The organism is Sphingobium soli (assembly GCF_020782245.1).
In the GTDB taxonomy this organism is placed as follows: domain Bacteria; phylum Pseudomonadota; class Alphaproteobacteria; order Sphingomonadales; family Sphingomonadaceae; genus Sphingobium; species Sphingobium soli.
The window spans coordinates 175050-191896 of record NZ_JAJGNP010000001.1 but is presented as its reverse complement, the minus strand read 5'-3'; the positions used below and the strand labels follow the sequence as shown (position 1 = coordinate 191896).

The window sequence follows — 16847 nt, the reverse complement described above, 5'->3', positions numbered from 1 at the left end:
TTTGGACGAACCTATCGATTGTTTCCGCCATGTGAATGGCGGACTGTCTTGTTGAGACGATTTTTCGCCGTCCTTTGGATGCACGAATCTTGGCACTCTTCCGGTCAATCTGTTAGCGCTTGTCCATGCCAACGACGCCCGCCGCAGCCGCCCGCCAGATCCTTGTCCTGCTGCAGGAGGTGATGGCGTCGCGCAACAGCGCCCAGGCCAAGCTCAACAAGGTCGTGGAGATCATCGGCCAGTCGCTCTCCAGCGAGGTCTGTTCGATTTATCTGGTGCGTGAAGGCGTGCTGGAACTGTTTGCCACACGCGGCCTGAAACAGGAAGCGGTCCATGTCACGCGGATGGCGATGGGGGAGGGGCTGGTGGGCCTCATTGCCACCAATGTCGAGACGCTGAACCTGGACGAGGCGGCGGCGCATCCCGACTTTTCCTATCGCCCTGAAACCGGGGAAGATCGCTTTCACAGCTTTGCCGGCGTACCGATCGTCCGGCGCGAGCGGTCGATCGGCGTCTTGTGCGTGCAGCATGTGGAGCCGCGCCGGTATGAAGAAGTCGAGATCGAGGCGTTGCAGACGGTCGCAATGGTGCTTTCCGAGCTGATCGCCAATGCTGAACTGGCCGATGACGGTCCGGCCGATGCCCGTGTCGCGGAAACGGGCACCACCATCTTGCAGGGATTGCAGCTGGTGATGGGCATGGCGCGCGGCCATGCGGTGTTCCACCAACCGCGAATCCATGTCGAACATACGGTCGCGGAAGATACGGAGGCCGAACGCGCGCGGGTCATTTCCGCCTTCGCCAAGATGCGCGAGCAGATCGACCGGATGACCGGCGCGGCCGAGTTCGGAACTGAAGGCGAGCATCAGGAGGTGCTCGAAACCTACAAGATGTTCGCCTATGACGAAGGCTGGATCCGGCGCATCAACGAGGCCATCGACAGCGGCCTGACGGCCGAGGCGGCGATCGAGCGGGTTCAGCAGCGTACCCGCATGCGCATGCGGCAGATTGACGATCCGCTGTTGCAGGATCGCATGCATGACCTCGAGGATATGGCGAATCGGTTGCTCCGCATCGTGTCGGGGCAATTGGGGACCGCGGCGCAGCTGGGCTTGCGTCAGGACGCCATATTGATCGCCCGCAATCTGGGCCCGGCGGAATTGCTGGAATATGACCGTCGGCGGTTGAAGGGCGTGATCTTGGAGGAAGGGTCGCTGACCGCCCATGTCACCATCGTTGCGCGCGCCATGGGCGTGCCCGTTCTGGGGCGTGTGCGGGATGTTCGCCACAAGCTGAACGAGGGCGACCTTATTCTGCTGGACGTTGCGGAGAACACGGTGCTGATCCGCCCTGGTCCCGACATGGACGAGGCGTTCGAGAACAAGCTGCATGTAACGCAGAAGCGTCGCGCGGAATTCGCCGCGATGCGCGACCTGCCGTCCGTGACCACCGATGGGCAGCGCGTCGAATTGATGGTCAATGCAGGCCTGCGCGAAGACGCGCAGGCGCTGGACCTGGTCGGCGCGGACGGCATCGGCCTGTTCCGCACCGAATTCCAGTTCCTGGTGTCCGCCACGTTGCCGCAGCGCGAAAAACAGCAACGGCTTTATAAGGATGTGCTGGACGCGGCGGGCGATCGTCCGGTCATTTTTCGCACGGTCGATATCGGCGGTGATAAGGCGCTGCCCTATATGCAGCGCGATGGCGACGAGGAGTTGGAGGATAACCCGGCCATGGGATGGCGCGCCTTGCGCCTTGCGCTGGATCGCGATGGCCTGATGAAGGCGCAGGCGCGCGCGTTGCTGGAGGCGAGTGCGGGGAAGGTCCTCAATATCATGTTTCCGATGGTGTCGGAGCCTTGGGAATATGAGGCGGCGCGCGATCTGGTGGAGCATCAGCGCGAATGGCTGCAAGGTCATCGGAAAAAGCTGCCGATTGCAGTCAAATATGGCGCGATGCTCGAAGTGCCGGCACTGGCCGAAGTGCTCGACCTGCTGCTGCCGCGCGTCGATTTCCTGTCGATCGGCACCAATGACCTGACCCAGTTCCTGTTTGCTGCGGACCGTGCCCACCCCAAGCTGGCGGAACGCTATGACTGGCTCAGTATCGCGATCCTGCGATTTCTGGACAGGGTCGTTCGCGCCTGCGTGGCGCATCAGGTGCCAGTCGGCGTATGCGGCGAAATGGGCGGGCGAACGCTGGAGGCGATGGCGCTGATCGGCCTTGGCATCCGGCGTCTGTCGATCACGCCGGCATCGGTTGGCCCGGTCAAGGCGATGATCCGCGCTATCGATGCCACGCAGCTGCAATCGACGATGCGTGAATGGCTTGATAGCGGCGCGCCGGACATACGCGAACGGTTGACGCAATGGGCGTCCGACCGTGACGTGGAACTGACCTGAAACGGCGGGACCGGCGTTGACAACGCCCGTCCCGCAATGAGACAAGGCCGACCATCACAGGTCGCGGAGCAACATGGCAGAAGAACCAGACATTGAACCCGGCGCGACGCCGGTGGAAGACACGCAGCCCAAGACGCCCGGCGCGAAGCTGCGCGCCGCGCGAGAGGCGCAGGGGCTGTCGCTTCAGGACGTGGCCACGCGCACGCGCATTGCATTGCGGCAACTTGAGGCGGTCGAGCGCGACGATTATGGCGCGCTGCCGGGCATTCCTTACGCAGTCGGTTTTGCCCGGGCCTATGCGCGCGCTGTCGATGTAGACGAAGTGGCCATCGCCGCTGAGGTGCGGGAAGGCGTCCACGGTTCCGATCTGGGTGCTAACCGCTACGAGGCATTTGAACCCGCCGATCCGGCGCGGGTGCCGTCGCGCACGCTGGCCTGGACGCTGGCGGCGGTCGTCTTGCTGCTCATCGGCGGTTATATCATCTGGCGCACGCAATTGTTCACGCCGCCGACCAGCGAGGATATTGCCGCCAATGCGCCGGCCCGACCCTCGGCGCCTCCGGCGGGCAGTGCCGTCGCGCCCATTCGCCAGGTGCCGCAAACCGTCGTCTTCACGGCGGTCGATGATGTCTGGTTGCGGATCGTGGACGAAGCGGGCGAGCGCCTGAAGGACGGGACGATGAAGAAGGGCGAAAGCTTCACTCTTCCTGCTGGCGCGCGCAATCCCACGATTTTGACTGGACGCCCTCAGGCCCTGAGCGTCACGGTAGGCGGAAAGCCGGTGCCGCCCCTGGGTGCTGCGGATCGCACCATTGCAGATGTCCCGGTGAACGCTGAAGCGCTGCTGGCACGCGCTGCGCCAGCCGGGCAGCAATCGGGTACGCCGGCAGGCGGGCAGGCAGTGCCGGCAGCATCGGCGAACTGACAAGACAGAAGGTCCTGCTTTACGGCAGGCAATTAGGCTTTATGGTTAAGAATGCAGGCGTTCACCTCAGCGGGGAGTTGGGCGTTGCAGCTTGGAAGTCATGCGTTCACCGGCCGCAAGGATATGTCCGTGCCGGGTCGCAGCAGTCGGGGAACGTCATGCGTCACGCCTTTTTCGCGTCAACAGCCTTCATCGGAAGCGCGATGATCGCCCTTGCCTCGCCGGTCGTGGCACAGACCAGCGTCGAGGGGCGCGTGGACCGGCTGGAAAAGGAAATGCGTGCGGTGCAACGCAAGGTATTTCCTGCCGGCACGCCGATAGAGGCGGACATCACGCGGCCGGCGGCACCACAGCCTTCGCCCGGTACGCCCGCATCGTCCCCGATCGCTGATCTGACCGCGCGCGTGAGCGCGTTGGAATCGCAATTGGCTTCGATCACGGGCCAGGTGGAGGAAAACAGCTACAAGCTGCGCCAGCTCGAAGAATCGTTCACGAAATACAAGGCTGAGACCGATGCGCGCATGGCACCCGCTGCGGCGCCTCCCGCAATGACGCCAATGGCATCATCCAACGCGAGCGCTGCGCCAGCGCCCGCTGAACCAACGCCAGCCAAGCCTGCCGCCGCCAAACCCTCAGCGCCGGCTGGTGCCAGCGAGGCGCGCAAGACGGCAGTCGCGGCGATCGAGCGGCCCAATAGCGGCGACGAAGCCAATGACGCTTACACATATGGTTTTCGCTTGTGGGACGCCAAATTCTATCCGGAGGCGCAGGCGCAGTTGAAAGCCACTGTCGACAAATATGGGGACAACTCGGTCGCCAGCCGCGCGCAGAATTTGCTTGGCCGCGCCTATCTGGATGACGGCAAGCCAGCGCTCGCCTCCGTTGCCTTTTACGAAAATTACCAGAAGCGCCCCCGCGGCGATCGCGCCGCAGATAGCCTGGCCTATCTGGGCGAAGCCCTCATTCAGCTGAAAAAGCCGGCGGACGCCTGCAAAGTCTATCAGGAATTGGATCAGGTCTATGGAACCAGCCTGTCATCGGGCCTGCGCACGATGATGGACAAGGGGCGCGCTCAGGCGAAGTGCAACTGACAGGCGACAGTGCCGCGTTTCAGACGCGGCTGGTCGATGCGACATCCGCGCTGGTCGGCGATGATCCGGCGATCCGCTTTGGCATAGCCGTTTCCGGCGGGCCGGACAGCATGGCTTTGCTTTGCCTCGCCGCGTCCGCCTTCCCGGGGCGCGTAGCCGCGGTGACGGTTGATCATGGCTTGCGGCGGGAATCCGCTGACGAGGCAGCGTTGGTGGCGCGATGGTGTGTCGCGCATGGCATCGAGCATGTTACACTGATCGCGGATGCGACGGTGACAGGTAATGTACAAGCGTGGGCGCGGACCACGCGTTACCGATTGATAGAGGCCTGGCGCGCGTCTCACGCCATTGACTGGATCATGACCGCCCACCACGCAGACGACCAACTCGAAACGCTGGTGATGCGCCTCAACCGAGGATCGGGTATCGGAGGACTTGCGGGGGTGCGCGCTGTTTCGGGGCGCGTAATCCGGCCGTTGCTCGGGGAACGCAAGGCCATGTTGCAGGCGTTTGTCGATCGCGAAGGCCTGCCTTATGTGCAGGACCCATCAAACCGTGACAGGCGTTTCGATCGGGCCACCCTGCGCATGGCGCTATCCGGCGCGACATGGTTGGATGCACAGGCCGCTACGCGCAGTGCGGCAGCCCTGGCGGATGCAGAGGCGGCGATCCTGTGGAGCGTCACCCAACTGGCCGATCAATATATTCGCGCGGATGGTGACGGATGGAGGCTCGTGCGTACCGACTTTCCGCGCGAATATCTTCGCCGGTTGGTCCTGCACATGCTGATGCTGGCCGGTTCGAAGCCGCCGCGCGGCGAAAGCCTCGACCGCGCCCTGCAGGCAGCGGCAACAGGGCATCAGGCCAGCCTGGGCGACTGGCTGCTGAAAGGGGGAGCCATCTGGACATTACGGCCCGCTCCTCCCCGCAATTGACGGCGCAAAAAGGTTCCACAGGATAGCGCGCCTGTCTAACGCTTCGCCGATTTTTTCCGCAGAATGGCAGTCGGTTAACCATCGCTATGCTATCGAGCAGGCTTTCTGGCAGGACTATTCGTGCATGTTTGAATTTGCGGCCCTATCCTATGGCCTGTTGGCGAGCGTCATCCTCTCGGCTGCCCAGCGCAATCGAAATCTGGCGCGGCCCCATCCGCCGCTGCTGCTCTACATCGGATATCTGCTCTGCGGCCTGTCCGCGGGTTTAGCTTTAGCGCTCGGCTATCTCGCGCTGACCATCGCTGGGCTCGTTTGACCGTCGACTCGCCCTGGTAAATCCCATGTCGTACACGGGCGTGCGCTGTGCTTGCGCTTTTGCGGGCGTGCCCTATCTTGGCGGGTGAAAGAGAGTGATGATGAACGACGAGAAAGACCCGCAGGGCAATCCCTGGATCAAGAGCGCGATGATTTGGGCAGGCGTGATCGTTGCCCTGTTGCTGTTCGTTTCACTGTTCGACAGCCGCACCGCCACGACGGCGGGCACCGGCATCGCCTATTCCGAATTCCGGTCCAAAGTGCAGGAAGGGCAGGTCAAGGACGTGGCCATCGCGCCTGACCGCATCACTGGCACATTGTCGAGCGGGCAGAAGTTCAGCACCGTTCCGGTCAATGATCCGGGCCTGCCCAAGATGCTGGACGACTTTAATGTCAAATATTCGGGGCAGGCGGAGGAACAGCCCAGCTTCTGGATGATCCTCATCTATCAGTCGCTTCCATTCCTGCTGATTCTGGGCATCGCGTTCTTTGTCCTGCGTCAGATGCAGAAAGGCGGCGGTGCTGGCGGGGCGATGGGCTTTGGCAAATCCAAGGCCAAGCTGCTGACCGAAAAGCACGGCAAGGTGACGTTCGACGACGTTGCTGGGATCGACGAGGCGCGTGAGGAACTTCAGGAGATCGTCGAGTTTTTGAAGGACCCAAGCAAATTTGCGCGTCTGGGCGGCAAGATTCCCAAGGGCGCCTTGCTCGTTGGTTCACCGGGCACGGGCAAGACCTTGTTGGCACGCGCGATCGCTGGTGAGGCGGGCGTTCCCTTCTTCACCATTTCAGGTTCGGACTTTGTCGAGATGTTCGTCGGCGTTGGCGCCAGCCGCGTGCGTGACATGTTCGAGCAGGCGAAGAAGAATGCGCCGTGTATTGTCTTCATCGACGAAATCGATGCGGTCGGCCGGCATCGTGGCGCGGGCCTGGGCAACGGTAATGACGAGCGCGAGCAGACGTTGAACCAGCTGCTGGTCGAAATGGACGGCTTTGAAGCCAATGAGGGTATTATCATCGTCGCGGCCACCAACCGTCCTGATGTGCTTGACCCTGCGCTGCTGCGTCCTGGCCGTTTCGATCGTCAGGTCGTGGTGCCGCGTCCCGACATCGATGGCCGTGAAAAGATTCTCGCCGTGCACATGAAGAAGGTTCCGCTTGCCCCTGACGTCGATCCCCGCACCATCGCGCGCGGCACGCCGGGTTTCTCGGGTGCGGACCTGGCCAACCTGGTCAACGAAGCGGCGTTGATGGCTGCTCGGCGGGGCAAGCGCCTGGTCGCCATGGACGAGTTCGAGGCCGCGAAGGACAAGGTGATGATGGGCAGCGAGCGTCGCTCGATGGTCATGACCGACGACGAAAAGAAGATGACCGCCTATCATGAAGCGGGCCATGCGATCGTCGCGATGCATGAACCCGCCTCCGACCCAATTCATAAGGCGACCATCATTCCGCGTGGCCGCGCTCTGGGCATGGTCATGCGCCTACCCGAACGTGACAGCTACAGCTATCATCGCGACAAGATGCATGCGAACATGGCCGTCGCCATGGGCGGGCGCGTGGCCGAAGAAATCATCTTCGGCTATGACAAGGTGTCATCGGGCGCATCGGGCGATATCCAATATGCCACCAAGCTGGCCCGCGACATGGTGACCCAGTGGGGCATGTCCGACAAGCTGGGCCCGCTGCAATATGAAGAACAGCAGGGGGAAACCTTCCTCGGCTATTCGCAAAGCCAGCGCGTGCATATGTCGGACGAGACGGCCAAGCTGATCGACAAGGAAATACGAGGTTTGGTCGAGCAGGGCTACGCCCGCGCGCAGGACCTGTTGAAAGGTCATGAGGACCAGTTGCACCTTCTCGCCAATGCCATGCTGGAATATGAGACGCTGACCGGCGAAGAAATCAAGACGCTGCTCGAGCAGGGCGAGATCACGCGAGACGACGGCACCACGATCAAGCCTTCGGTCATTCCAGCGGTTGGTTCGTCCATACCCCGGATCCGCAAGCGCAAAGGTCCGTTTGGCGATCCTAAGCCTGCTGGCGCATAAGCTAAACAGCGCATGAATAATAAGGGCGCGGCCATGAGGTCGCGCCCTTTCTTGTGCCATTTTGCCAGCGTCGTGCGAAGACGACGCCGCCTATCATTTGTCCGCCGCTGCGCGCTGCCGGCTCTTATTCGTAAGCGTCCGGGCTGAAAGGGAGCGCAATGTAAGGAGGGAATGCACGCGCCGGCCTTGAACCGCAACGCGTCATGCGGACTGCATAAAGCTTTTTGCCGGCGATATCTTCACCGAAGAGGCGATCCGCAACCGCCATCACTAGCGGGATGAAGGCGCAGCTTCCTCGGTGCAAAGGCGCATCCTGGACCGCTCAAGAGCAGACATTGGGGCAGGCGAAGAACGCAACCACAGGTTTCGAATATGACCGGTACAAAAAAGGCGGCCCGCGTCGCGGACCGCCTCTTTAAATATATCCAATCGCCGTTCAGTTGGCTGGAGCGACGCCCTGGTCAGTCATGAGCTGGCTAAGTTCGCCCGCTTCATACATTTCCATCATAATGTCGCTGCCGCCGACAAACTCGCCCTTCACGTACAGCTGCGGGATCGTCGGCCAATCGGAATAGGCCTTGATACCCTGACGGATAGCCTGATCCTGCAGCACGTCGACCGTCTCGTAGCCCACGCCCAGATGCTCCAATATGGCGATAGCGCGGCTGGAAAAACCGCATTGGGGAAAGAGCGGGGTGCCCTTCATGAACAGCACCACATCATGGCCACTTACGATCTGCGCGATCCGCTGCTGCACGGCGTCGGTCATTATAGTCATCCAATTCTTTCTGTCGCGACCCTGTTGGGCGCATTCTCACCCTGCGTTAGTTGGGAACCGCCGTCGTCAGTTGCAAGGCGTGGAGAACACCGCCCATGCGCCCGCCAAGGGCGGCATAAACCGCGCGCTGTTGCGCGACCCGGCTCATCCCCCGGAAACTTTCCGACACGACGCGCGCAGCATAATGGTCGCCATCGCCTGCCAGGTCCGTAATTTCGACCTGGGCATCGGGAATCGCAGCCCGAATCATCTGCGCAATATCGTCAGCGGCCATGGGCATCGTCGTCGCGCCCCTTACTGTGCTTCGATGAACATACGACGGGCGATCACCGCCTGTTCTTCCAACGCCGCGCGTACGCCCGCTTCGTCTATGGTGATCCCGGCTTGCGTCATGTCGCCAAATAATTTGCGAATGACATCTTCATCGCCTGCTTCTTCAAAGTCGGCTTGGACGACGGCCTTGGCATAGGCGTCGGTTTCCTCGGGCGTCAGGCCCATCTTCGCTGCGGCCCATTCGCCAAGAAGCCGGTTGCGGCGCGCCTGGATCCGGAACTCCATCTCCTGATCATGCGCGAACATATTTTCGAACGCTTTTTCGCGATCGTCGAAGGTGGTCATGTGTTTATGCCCCGTTGGATGGCCTGTTGCGAAAATGTGATACGGACAAGCAGCGAATTACGCAACGGCCCGAGCAGGGGAGGGGGCGATCCAGGGCCGTTCCTGCGCTTGTCGCGCTTCATAGCTGTCGATATTGTCGGCCTGTCCCAATGTCAGGCCGATTTCATCCAGCCCACCGAGCAGACAATGTTTGCGGAAAGGGTCAATTTCAAAGTGAAAGCGGTCCTGAAAAGGCGTGGTGACGCTTTGCGCTTCCAGATCGATATGGATGGGATCGGTCTTCGCAACCTGCATCAGACGATCGACCGCTTCTTGCGGCAGGACGACCGTCAAAATGCCGTTCTTGAACGCGTTGCCCGAAAAAATATCGGAAAAGCTGGGCGCAATCACCACTTTGATGCCAAGGTCCGCCAACGCCCAGGCAGCATGTTCGCGACTGGACCCGCATCCGAAATTGTCGCCAGCGATCAGGATCGGGCTGCCGGCATAGTCGGGATCGTCAAAAACGTTGCCCGGTTCCTTGCGCAGCACTTCAAATGCACCTTCGCCAAGGCCGCTGCGCGAAATCGTCTTGAGCCAATGGGCGGGAATGACGATGTCGGTGTCGACATTCTTCATTCCGAACGGATAGGCCCGTCCTTCGACCGTGGTCAGTTTGTCCATCAGTTCGCCTTCTGAACCTCGGACGCCGGCGTGTCTTCGGCGCGGCCCAGCGTCGCGGCCATCGCCGCGCTGGCCAATGCGCCCATTGTCAGCAGCCAGAAAATCTTCTTCATGCGACCATCCCCTTTTCTGTCGTCATCAATTCCCGAACATCGGTCAGCCGCCCCGTGATGGCGGCGGCGGCGGCCATGGCGGGCGAAACCAAATGCGTGCGTGACCCCGGTCCCTGGCGGCCCATGAAATTGCGATTGCTGGTGGACGCGCAGCGCTCACCGGCCGGCACTTTATCAGGGTTCATGCCCAGACAGGCGGAACAGCCGGGCTCGCGCCATTCAAAGCCTGCCTCCAGGAATATGCGATCAAGCCCTTCGGCCTCCGCCTGCGCCTTGACCAGGCCCGATCCGGGCACGACCATGGCATGCTTGATGCCGGGCGCGACATGACGGCCTTTCAGCAAAGCGGCGGCGGCGCGCAGATCCTCAATCCGGCTGTTGGTGCAACTGCCAATGAAGATATGTTCGATGGGAACGTCCTGCATACGCTGCCCGGCGGTGAGGCCCATATAATCCAGCGATTTGCGGGCCGCATCCTGCTTGGCGGCATCCTGGAAGCTGGCGGGGTCGGGAACGATACCGGTGATGGCCACGACGTCTTCGGGGCTGGTGCCCCAGGTGACGGTGGGCACGATATCGACGGCGTCGATCACAACCGTCTTGTCGAAGGAGGCGCCTTCGTCGGTGGCCAATGTTTTCCAATAGGCGACGGCGGCGTCCCAATCCGCCCCCGCAGGGGCCATCGGTCGACCTTTCAGATAGGCGAAAGTCTTGTCATCAGGCGCAAACAGGCCGGAACGCGCGCCGGCTTCGATCGACATGTTGGCGACGGTCAGCCGCCCTTCGATCGACATGTCGCGGAAAACCGAGCCGCGATATTCCATGACATGGCCTGTTCCCCCCGCCGTGCCGATCGCACCGCAGATCGCCAGCGCCACATCCTTGGGCGTAACGCCGGGGGCGAGTTCGCCTTCGACCACCACTTCCATGGTCTTGGATTGCTTGAGCAGCAAGGTCTGCGTTGCCAGCACATGCTCGACCTCGCTGGTGCCGATACCAAAAGCCAAGGCACCAAGCGCGCCGTGCGAACTGGTGTGGCTGTCGCCGCAGACCAATGTGGTGCCCGGCAGGGTAAAGCCCTGTTCCGGGCCGACGACATGCACGATCCCTTGTTCAGGGTCCGCGTCGCCGATCAGGCGGACGCCAAATTCCGGTGCATTGCGTTCCAGCGCAGCAAGTTGCTGCGCGCTTTGCGGATCGGCAATCGGAACACGATTGCCTGCAGCATCCCGGCGCGGCGTGGTGGGCAGATTATGGTCGGGCACGGCCAGCGTCAGATCGGGACGACGCACCTTGCGACCGGCCAGTCGAAGCCCTTCAAACGCCTGCGGGCTTGTCACCTCATGGACGAGGTGACGATCGATATAGATGAGGCAGGTGCCATCGGGGCGTCGCTCGACGACGTGCGCGTCCCAGATTTTTTCATAAAGGGTGCGAGGCTTAACCATGATGCTTCCCCCTAGACCCCTCCCGCCAAAGGGAAAAGGGGGAATGCGACCGAAATATCCTGTTTTTACCCAGGGAGCGGCAAGAAAGTTACGCCGCTGTCATCCGTCCCGATAATCGGCGATGATCCTGCCCGCGCTGCCGATCTCCGCCTCATGGCTTTCCTCGCGCCAGGTTTCGGCGAGAGCTTCCATCTCCCACTGCTTCATCGCGGGATGGCTCAGCATATGATCGACCCATCCCTGTGCTGCCGGACCGACATCAAGGCCATAGCTGCGCACCCGGAATGCGACGGGAGCGTAAAATGCGTCGATCGCCGTGAAGGCTGCGCCTGCCAGGAAAGGCCCGCCGAACCGCTCCAGCCCCTGTTCCCACAATTCGCGCACGCGGGCGATATCCCGTCCCAGTGCGGGGGAATGGATATGCGGCTCTACCCGTACACCCACATTCATCGGGCAATCGCTGCGCAGTGTGGCAAATCCGCTGTGCATTTCGGCCACCGCGCATTGGGCAAAGGCGCGGGCTGCTTCGTCCGCCGGCCAGACGCCGGCGTGGCGATCGGCGAGGTAAAGTGTGATGCCAAGGGAATCCCAGACAGTCCTATCGCCATCGATCAGCGCGGGCACTTGGCCCGTGGGTGAAAAGCTGCGGAAGGCCGCGTAGTTGCTGGCGGCCACGAACGGCTCGATCCGATCGTCGAACGACACGCCTAGCGCCTTCATCAAAATCCACGGGCGCAGCGACCAACTGCTGTAATTGCGATTTGCGGTGATGAGCGTGTAGGTCATGACGCGATGCTCCGGTGCATTTTGTGGGGGCGGCATAGCGGATCGGCACAGCCCGATATAGCCGTAACCATTCGGACCTTCGGGAAGCGGATCATGTTTGCATGGGCTACGCCCCTAGCCAAATGCCTGATCCAACGGCACAAGGATGGCACCCCAGGCGATGCATTTGTGTCGCTTCCTCCCCAATATGGAGTTGTCCAGTCGTGAACCGACGCCAATTTCTCGCCACCAGCGGCGCCAGCGCCATTGCTGCGGCCACGCCCAATCTCTTTGCGCAAACCGGAAGCGCCGACACGCAATTCCGCGCCATGCTCGACCAGTTTTTCTATGAGCGGCTCGAATCGTCGCCGGAAAGCGCAACGCGTCTTGGCCTCGACACCGGGCCGCGCGCCGCTCTGCGTGGGCAACTGAGCGATACCAGCGCTGCTGGCGTGGCCAAGGACATGGCGCGCGTGAAGGCGCAGGCGCAACGGCTTGCCAGCGTCGATCGTTCGAAACTCAGCGACTCCAGCCAACTCGATTATGATGTTCTGTCCTATCAGTTCGATCGGACGCTGGGCGGCGAACAATTTGGCTATGGGGAAACCATGGGCCGTTACGCACCCTATATTCTTTCACAGCTGACCGGCAGCTATCGCGAAATTCCCGATTTCCTTGATTCGCAGCATCGGGTGAAGGATGCTGCCGATGCCGACGCCTATCTGTCGCGCCTGGAGGCCTTTCCGGCCGCGATGGACGGCGAACTGGAACGGCAGAAAGCTGACGCCGCCCGTGGCGTCTTCGCACCCGACTATATTCTCGACACGACAATGAAGATGCAGGCTGCTTTGCGCGACCAGCCAGCGGCGCAGACGGTGCTCGTCACATCTTTCGTCAAGAAACTCAAAGATGCAGGCCTGCCGCCAGAGCGCGCGGCGCAGGCCGAGAAGATCGTGGCGGAAAGCATCTTCCCCGCTGTCGATCGCCAGCGCGCCCTGGTTAAGGATTTGCGGGCAAAGGCGGTGCATGATGCAGGCTGCTGGCGTTTGCCCGATGGCGAGCAATTCTACGCGAACGCCGCGGAGGCGGCGACGACGACCAAGCTGACCGGCGATGAAATTCACCGCATTGGCCTCGATCAGGTTGCGCAGATCAGCAGCCGGATCGACGGCATCCTGAAAGGCGAGGGGATGACCCAGGGCAGCGTCGGCGAGCGGCTGGTGGCGCTCAACAAGCGACCTGACCAGCTTTATCCCAACACCGACCCGGGCCGTGAGGCCTTGCTGGCCCAGCTCAATCGCCAGATCATTGCCATGAGCAAGCGTCTGCCCGAAGCCTTTTCGGTCAATACGCTGCCCAAGGCACCAGTCGAGGTGCGCCGCGTGCCGGTGACGATCCAGGCGGGCGCGCCGGGCGGTTACTACCAGAACGCCTCTCTCGATGGCTCACGTCCGGCCATCTACTATATCAACCTGCGTGACACGTTCGATCGGCCGAAATTCGGCCTCGCGACGCTGACCCATCATGAGGCCGTGCCGGGGCACCATCTTCAGGTATCGGTCGCGCTGGAGTCCGATGCCATTCCGCTGATCCGACGGCGCGGTGGCTATAGCGGTTACTCGGAAGGCTGGGCGCTCTATTCAGAACAGCTGGCCGACGAAATGGGCATGTATGAAGGCGATCCGCTGGGTCAGGTGGGCTATCTGCAATCGCTGCTGTTCCGCGCGACCCGTCTGGTGGTTGACTCAGGGATGCACGCCAAACGCTGGAGCCGTGAAAAGGCTACGGACTTCCTGATCGCTACGACTGGCATCGCGCGCGGACGAAGCCAGGGAGAGATTGATCGATATACGGTGTGGCCGGGCCAGGCGTGCAGCTACAAAATCGGCCATACCGTCTGGAATGACCTGCGTGAGGAGGCCAAGCAGCGCCAGGGTGCCGCCTTCGACATCAAGCAGTTCCACGAAGTGCTCACGCTTGGCGCGATGCCCCTCGACATATTGAAACAGACAGTGCGCCGGCGCGCGGGCATCGCCTGACAAAGACATGGCCTGATGGAGCCTTACGTCGGCAAGGCTCCGTCAGGTCATCTTTCAACGCTCCTGGGCCGCTAGGAAGGGTCGCCCACTATATCAGCGACGGAATCAGCGACGGAACGTCTCGGCGGCTGCACTGGCAAGCTGGTCGGCGCGCTCATTTTCAGGATGGCCGGCATGGCCCTTCACCCATTTCCATGTCATCTGGTGACGCGCGGCTGCCTTGACCAAGTTCTGCCAAATCTCGACATTCTTTACCGGCTTATTGTCGGCGGTGCGCCAGCCCTTTTTCTGCCAGCCGAACACCCATTTGGTGATGCCATCCATGACATATTTGCTGTCGGTATAAAGCGTCACCGCGCACGGTTTTTTCAACAGGTTGAGCGCCTCAAGCGCCGCCGTCATTTCCATGCGGTTGTTGGTCGTCTGCGCCTCGCCGCCAGAAATTTCCTTTTCCGTGTCGCCAAAACGCAGCACCGCACCCCATCCGCCGGGGCCGGGATTACCCTTGCACGCGCCATCGGTGAAAATCTCGACCTGGGGAAGATCGCTCATGCGCCCAGCAACTCCGCTGCGTTTGCGCCGGCATAGAAATCCAGCCGCCGCCGATAGGCGAGCGGATCCTTGCGCGTCACCAGCGCGTCGGCTGGCGTATTGATCCAGTCATAGGCGCGCGTCAGCAGGAAACGGAGCGCGGCGCCGCGACACAGGATCGGGAAGGCGGCCCGCTCGGCCGGCGTCAGGCCATGGGCTTGGTCATAACCCATGCCCAATGCCGCCGCCCGGTCGCCAAAAAAGGTTTTGCCGTCATTGCTGAAGCACCAGGCGCTGTGCGTCACCGCCAGATCATAGGCGCGAATGTCGGTGCAGCTGAAATAGAAGTCGATAAGGCCTGTCACCTGCTCTCCCAGCATCAGCACATTATCGGGGAACAGGTCGGCGTGGATCACCGACTGCGGCAGGTCTTCGGGCCAATGCGCATCCAGCCAATTCAGTTCGTCGCTGACACGCTGCGCAAGGCCGGCCTCGATCTGATCGAGATCCTTGCCACAACGCGCGGCCAGCCTATGCCAGCCCCTTTTATCCAGCCGGTTGGGCCGCTCGAGCAAAAATCCCTGCGCCGCCTTGTGCAAGTCGCCCAGCGCCATGCCTGCCGCTTGGGCCTGAGCCGCGGTCGGTTCGGTCACGCTGATGCCAGTCAGAAATTCGATCAGGCACGCGGGGCGCCCGGCGAGATGCTGGAGGCGGTGGCCTTCGCGGTCGGGGATGAAGCGCGGCACGCGGCAACCTCGCACGCTCAGATGGTCGAGCAGGTCCATGAAAAAAGGCAGATCGGCTTCGTCCACGCGCTTTTCATAGAGCGTCAGAATGAACCGCTGGCCATCGCCTTGATCCGTGCTGCCCGTCGTTTCGAGCAAGTAATTGCTATTTTCGACCCCCTCGGCGATCCCCTTGGCCGACACCAGCCGCCCGGCGTCGTAGCGCGCCAGAAAGACGTCGATGTCTTCGGCAGGGACATGGGTATAAACGGCCATGGGCGGTCAGCCTTGATAGGGAAAGCAGATAGACGCGGACAGGCGGGTTGGCGCCCTATGCATGTTCCAGACCGCGTGGCAGCTTGAAGGAAATGGTTTCCCGCGCCGTTTCGACCTGTTCCTCGGTTACGTCATAGCGGGTGGCGATGCGCTCAACCACTTCGCGCACCAAAATTTCCGGCGCGGACGCGCCGGCCGTCAATCCCAATGTGCCGATGGAATCGAGCCAGGCGAAATCGACCTCGTCTGCACGCTGGATCAGGCGTGCGGGCGTGCCTTCGCGTTCGGCGACTTCCACCAGGCGCAGCGAATTGGAACTGTTGGGCGCACCGATCACGTAAAGAGCGTCGCATCGCCCGGCGATCGCCTTGACGGCTGTCTGGCGGTTGGAGGTCGCATAGCAGATATCCTCTCCTCTTGGCGCGGCAATGGAGGGAAAGCGTTCTTGCAGCGCCGCGACGATGGCAGCCGTGTCATCCACCGACAATGTGGTCTGGGTGAGAAAGGCCAGATTGTCGGGATCGATGGGCGCGAAGCGCGCCACATCCTCGACCGTTTCGATCAACGTCATCGATCCGTCGGGCACCTGGCCAAATGTGCCGATCACTTCGGGATGGCCCTTGTGCCCGATGAACAGGATATGCCGGCCGCTTGCGACCTGCCGTTCCGCCTGGCGATGCACCTTGCTGACGAGCGGGCAGGTGGCGTCCAGATAGTCCAGGCCACGTTCCTGGGCCCTTTCCGGCACGGCCTTGGGCACGCCGTGGGCGGAAAAGACGACCGGCACGCCGTCGGGCACCTGATCCAGCTCTTCAACGAAGATCGCGCCCTTGGCCTTCAGGCTGTCCACGACATATTTGTTATGGACGATTTCATGACGGACATAGACAGGCGCGCCATATTTCTCGATCGCGCGCTCGACGATGACGATGGCGCGGTCGACCCCTGCGCAGAAACCGCGAGGAGCGGCGATCAAAAGGGTCATTGGGCGAAGAGCTTCAGGCGCGTGCGTCATGCCTGTCCGCTTAGGCGAATGGCGCGGCGGAGGAAAGGGGCGCGACGCGAAAGCGCCTTGCTTGCAGTTGCGTGGCGGGCGGCGGATGGATAAGGAAGCGCGACACTTCCGGCCCCGCCAAGGAATATCTGCCTGTGAAAACTTCTTCGATCGCCCT

The 16847-nt window shown here is 61.8% G+C and carries 16 protein-coding genes; 7 read left to right on the top strand and 9 right to left on the bottom strand.

The window, feature by feature from the left end; genetic code table 11:
* Positions 1–125 precede the first annotated feature (125 nt).
* The 6 genes from ptsP to ftsH all read left to right on the top strand — a co-directional run bounded on the left by ptsP (position 126) and on the right by ftsH (position 7719).
* Positions 126–2402, top strand: coding sequence for a phosphoenolpyruvate--protein phosphotransferase (gene ptsP / locus LL253_RS00855; protein WP_009822349.1), 2277 nt, complete (start codon positions 126–128; stop codon positions 2400–2402).
* Between the two features lie 73 nt (positions 2403–2475).
* A complete protein-coding gene (locus LL253_RS00850) occupies positions 2476–3327 on the top strand; it encodes a helix-turn-helix domain-containing protein (protein WP_228225856.1) in 852 nt (283 codons plus the stop codon).
* 158 nt (positions 3328–3485) lie between these two features.
* Positions 3486–4418, top strand: coding sequence for a hypothetical protein (locus LL253_RS00845; RefSeq protein WP_228225855.1), 933 nt, complete (start codon positions 3486–3488; stop codon positions 4416–4418).
* Positions 4409–5353 (top strand): tRNA lysidine(34) synthetase TilS, encoded by a 945-nt coding sequence (tilS, locus tag LL253_RS00840; protein ID WP_228225854.1) that lies wholly within the window; start codon positions 4409–4411, stop codon positions 5351–5353. The genes LL253_RS00845 and tilS overlap by 10 nt, the downstream gene beginning before the upstream one ends.
* A gap of 124 nt (positions 5354–5477) precedes the next feature.
* Positions 5478–5669: a hypothetical protein gene (locus LL253_RS00835; RefSeq protein ID WP_009822345.1), complete on the top strand. Its 192-nt coding sequence runs from the start codon at positions 5478–5480 to the stop codon at positions 5667–5669.
* Between the two features lie 100 nt (positions 5670–5769).
* Positions 5770–7719 (top strand): ATP-dependent zinc metalloprotease FtsH, encoded by a 1950-nt coding sequence (ftsH, locus tag LL253_RS00830; protein ID WP_037543366.1) that lies wholly within the window; start codon positions 5770–5772, stop codon positions 7717–7719.
* Positions 7720–8155: 436 nt separating this feature from the next.
* On the opposite strand, the gene grxD is transcribed toward ftsH, so the two are convergent.
* From grxD to LL253_RS00800, 6 genes are all read right to left on the bottom strand, one after another.
* Positions 8156–8488: a Grx4 family monothiol glutaredoxin gene (grxD, locus tag LL253_RS00825; protein WP_009822343.1), complete on the bottom strand. Its 333-nt coding sequence runs from the start codon at positions 8486–8488 to the stop codon at positions 8156–8158.
* Positions 8489–8543: 55 nt separating this feature from the next.
* The gene (locus tag LL253_RS00820) at positions 8544–8777 is read right to left on the bottom strand and encodes a BolA family protein (RefSeq protein WP_009822342.1); all 234 of its coding nucleotides are present in this window, start codon (positions 8775–8777) and stop codon (positions 8544–8546) included.
* Between the two features lie 14 nt (positions 8778–8791).
* Positions 8792–9115 carry a DUF1476 domain-containing protein gene (locus LL253_RS00815; protein WP_009822341.1) on the bottom strand — a complete coding sequence of 108 codons (324 nt, stop codon included), beginning with the start codon at positions 9113–9115 and terminating at the stop codon, positions 8792–8794.
* 57 nt (positions 9116–9172) lie between these two features.
* Positions 9173–9778 carry a 3-isopropylmalate dehydratase small subunit gene (gene leuD / locus LL253_RS00810; protein WP_228225853.1) on the bottom strand — a complete coding sequence of 202 codons (606 nt, stop codon included), beginning with the start codon at positions 9776–9778 and terminating at the stop codon, positions 9173–9175.
* 109 nt (positions 9779–9887) lie between these two features.
* Positions 9888–11339 (bottom strand): 3-isopropylmalate dehydratase large subunit, encoded by a 1452-nt coding sequence (gene leuC, locus LL253_RS00805; protein WP_228225852.1) that lies wholly within the window; start codon positions 11337–11339, stop codon positions 9888–9890.
* 99 nt (positions 11340–11438) lie between these two features.
* Positions 11439–12125, bottom strand: a complete 687-nt coding sequence (locus tag LL253_RS00800; RefSeq protein ID WP_228225851.1) for a glutathione S-transferase family protein — start codon at positions 12123–12125, stop codon at positions 11439–11441.
* Between the two features lie 203 nt (positions 12126–12328).
* On the opposite strand from LL253_RS00800, the gene LL253_RS00795 reads away from it, so the two are divergent.
* Entirely contained in the window at positions 12329–14143 is a 1815-nt protein-coding gene (locus LL253_RS00795) for a DUF885 domain-containing protein (RefSeq protein ID WP_228225850.1), read from the top strand.
* Between the two features lie 105 nt (positions 14144–14248).
* Here the strand turns inward: LL253_RS00795 and rnhA are convergent, their stop codons facing one another.
* The 3 genes from rnhA to ispH are packed head-to-tail and all read right to left on the bottom strand — an operon-like array spanning position 14249 to position 16690.
* Positions 14249–14695, bottom strand: a complete 447-nt coding sequence (rnhA, locus tag LL253_RS00790; protein WP_009822335.1) for a ribonuclease HI — start codon at positions 14693–14695, stop codon at positions 14249–14251.
* Entirely contained in the window at positions 14692–15675 is a 984-nt protein-coding gene (gene thrB, locus LL253_RS00785) for a homoserine kinase (RefSeq protein ID WP_228225849.1), read from the bottom strand. The genes rnhA and thrB overlap by 4 nt, the downstream gene beginning before the upstream one ends.
* Before the next feature lie 55 nt (positions 15676–15730).
* Entirely contained in the window at positions 15731–16690 is a 960-nt protein-coding gene (gene ispH / locus LL253_RS00780) for a 4-hydroxy-3-methylbut-2-enyl diphosphate reductase (RefSeq protein ID WP_228225848.1), read from the bottom strand.
* Positions 16691–16847: the final 157 nt, after the last annotated feature.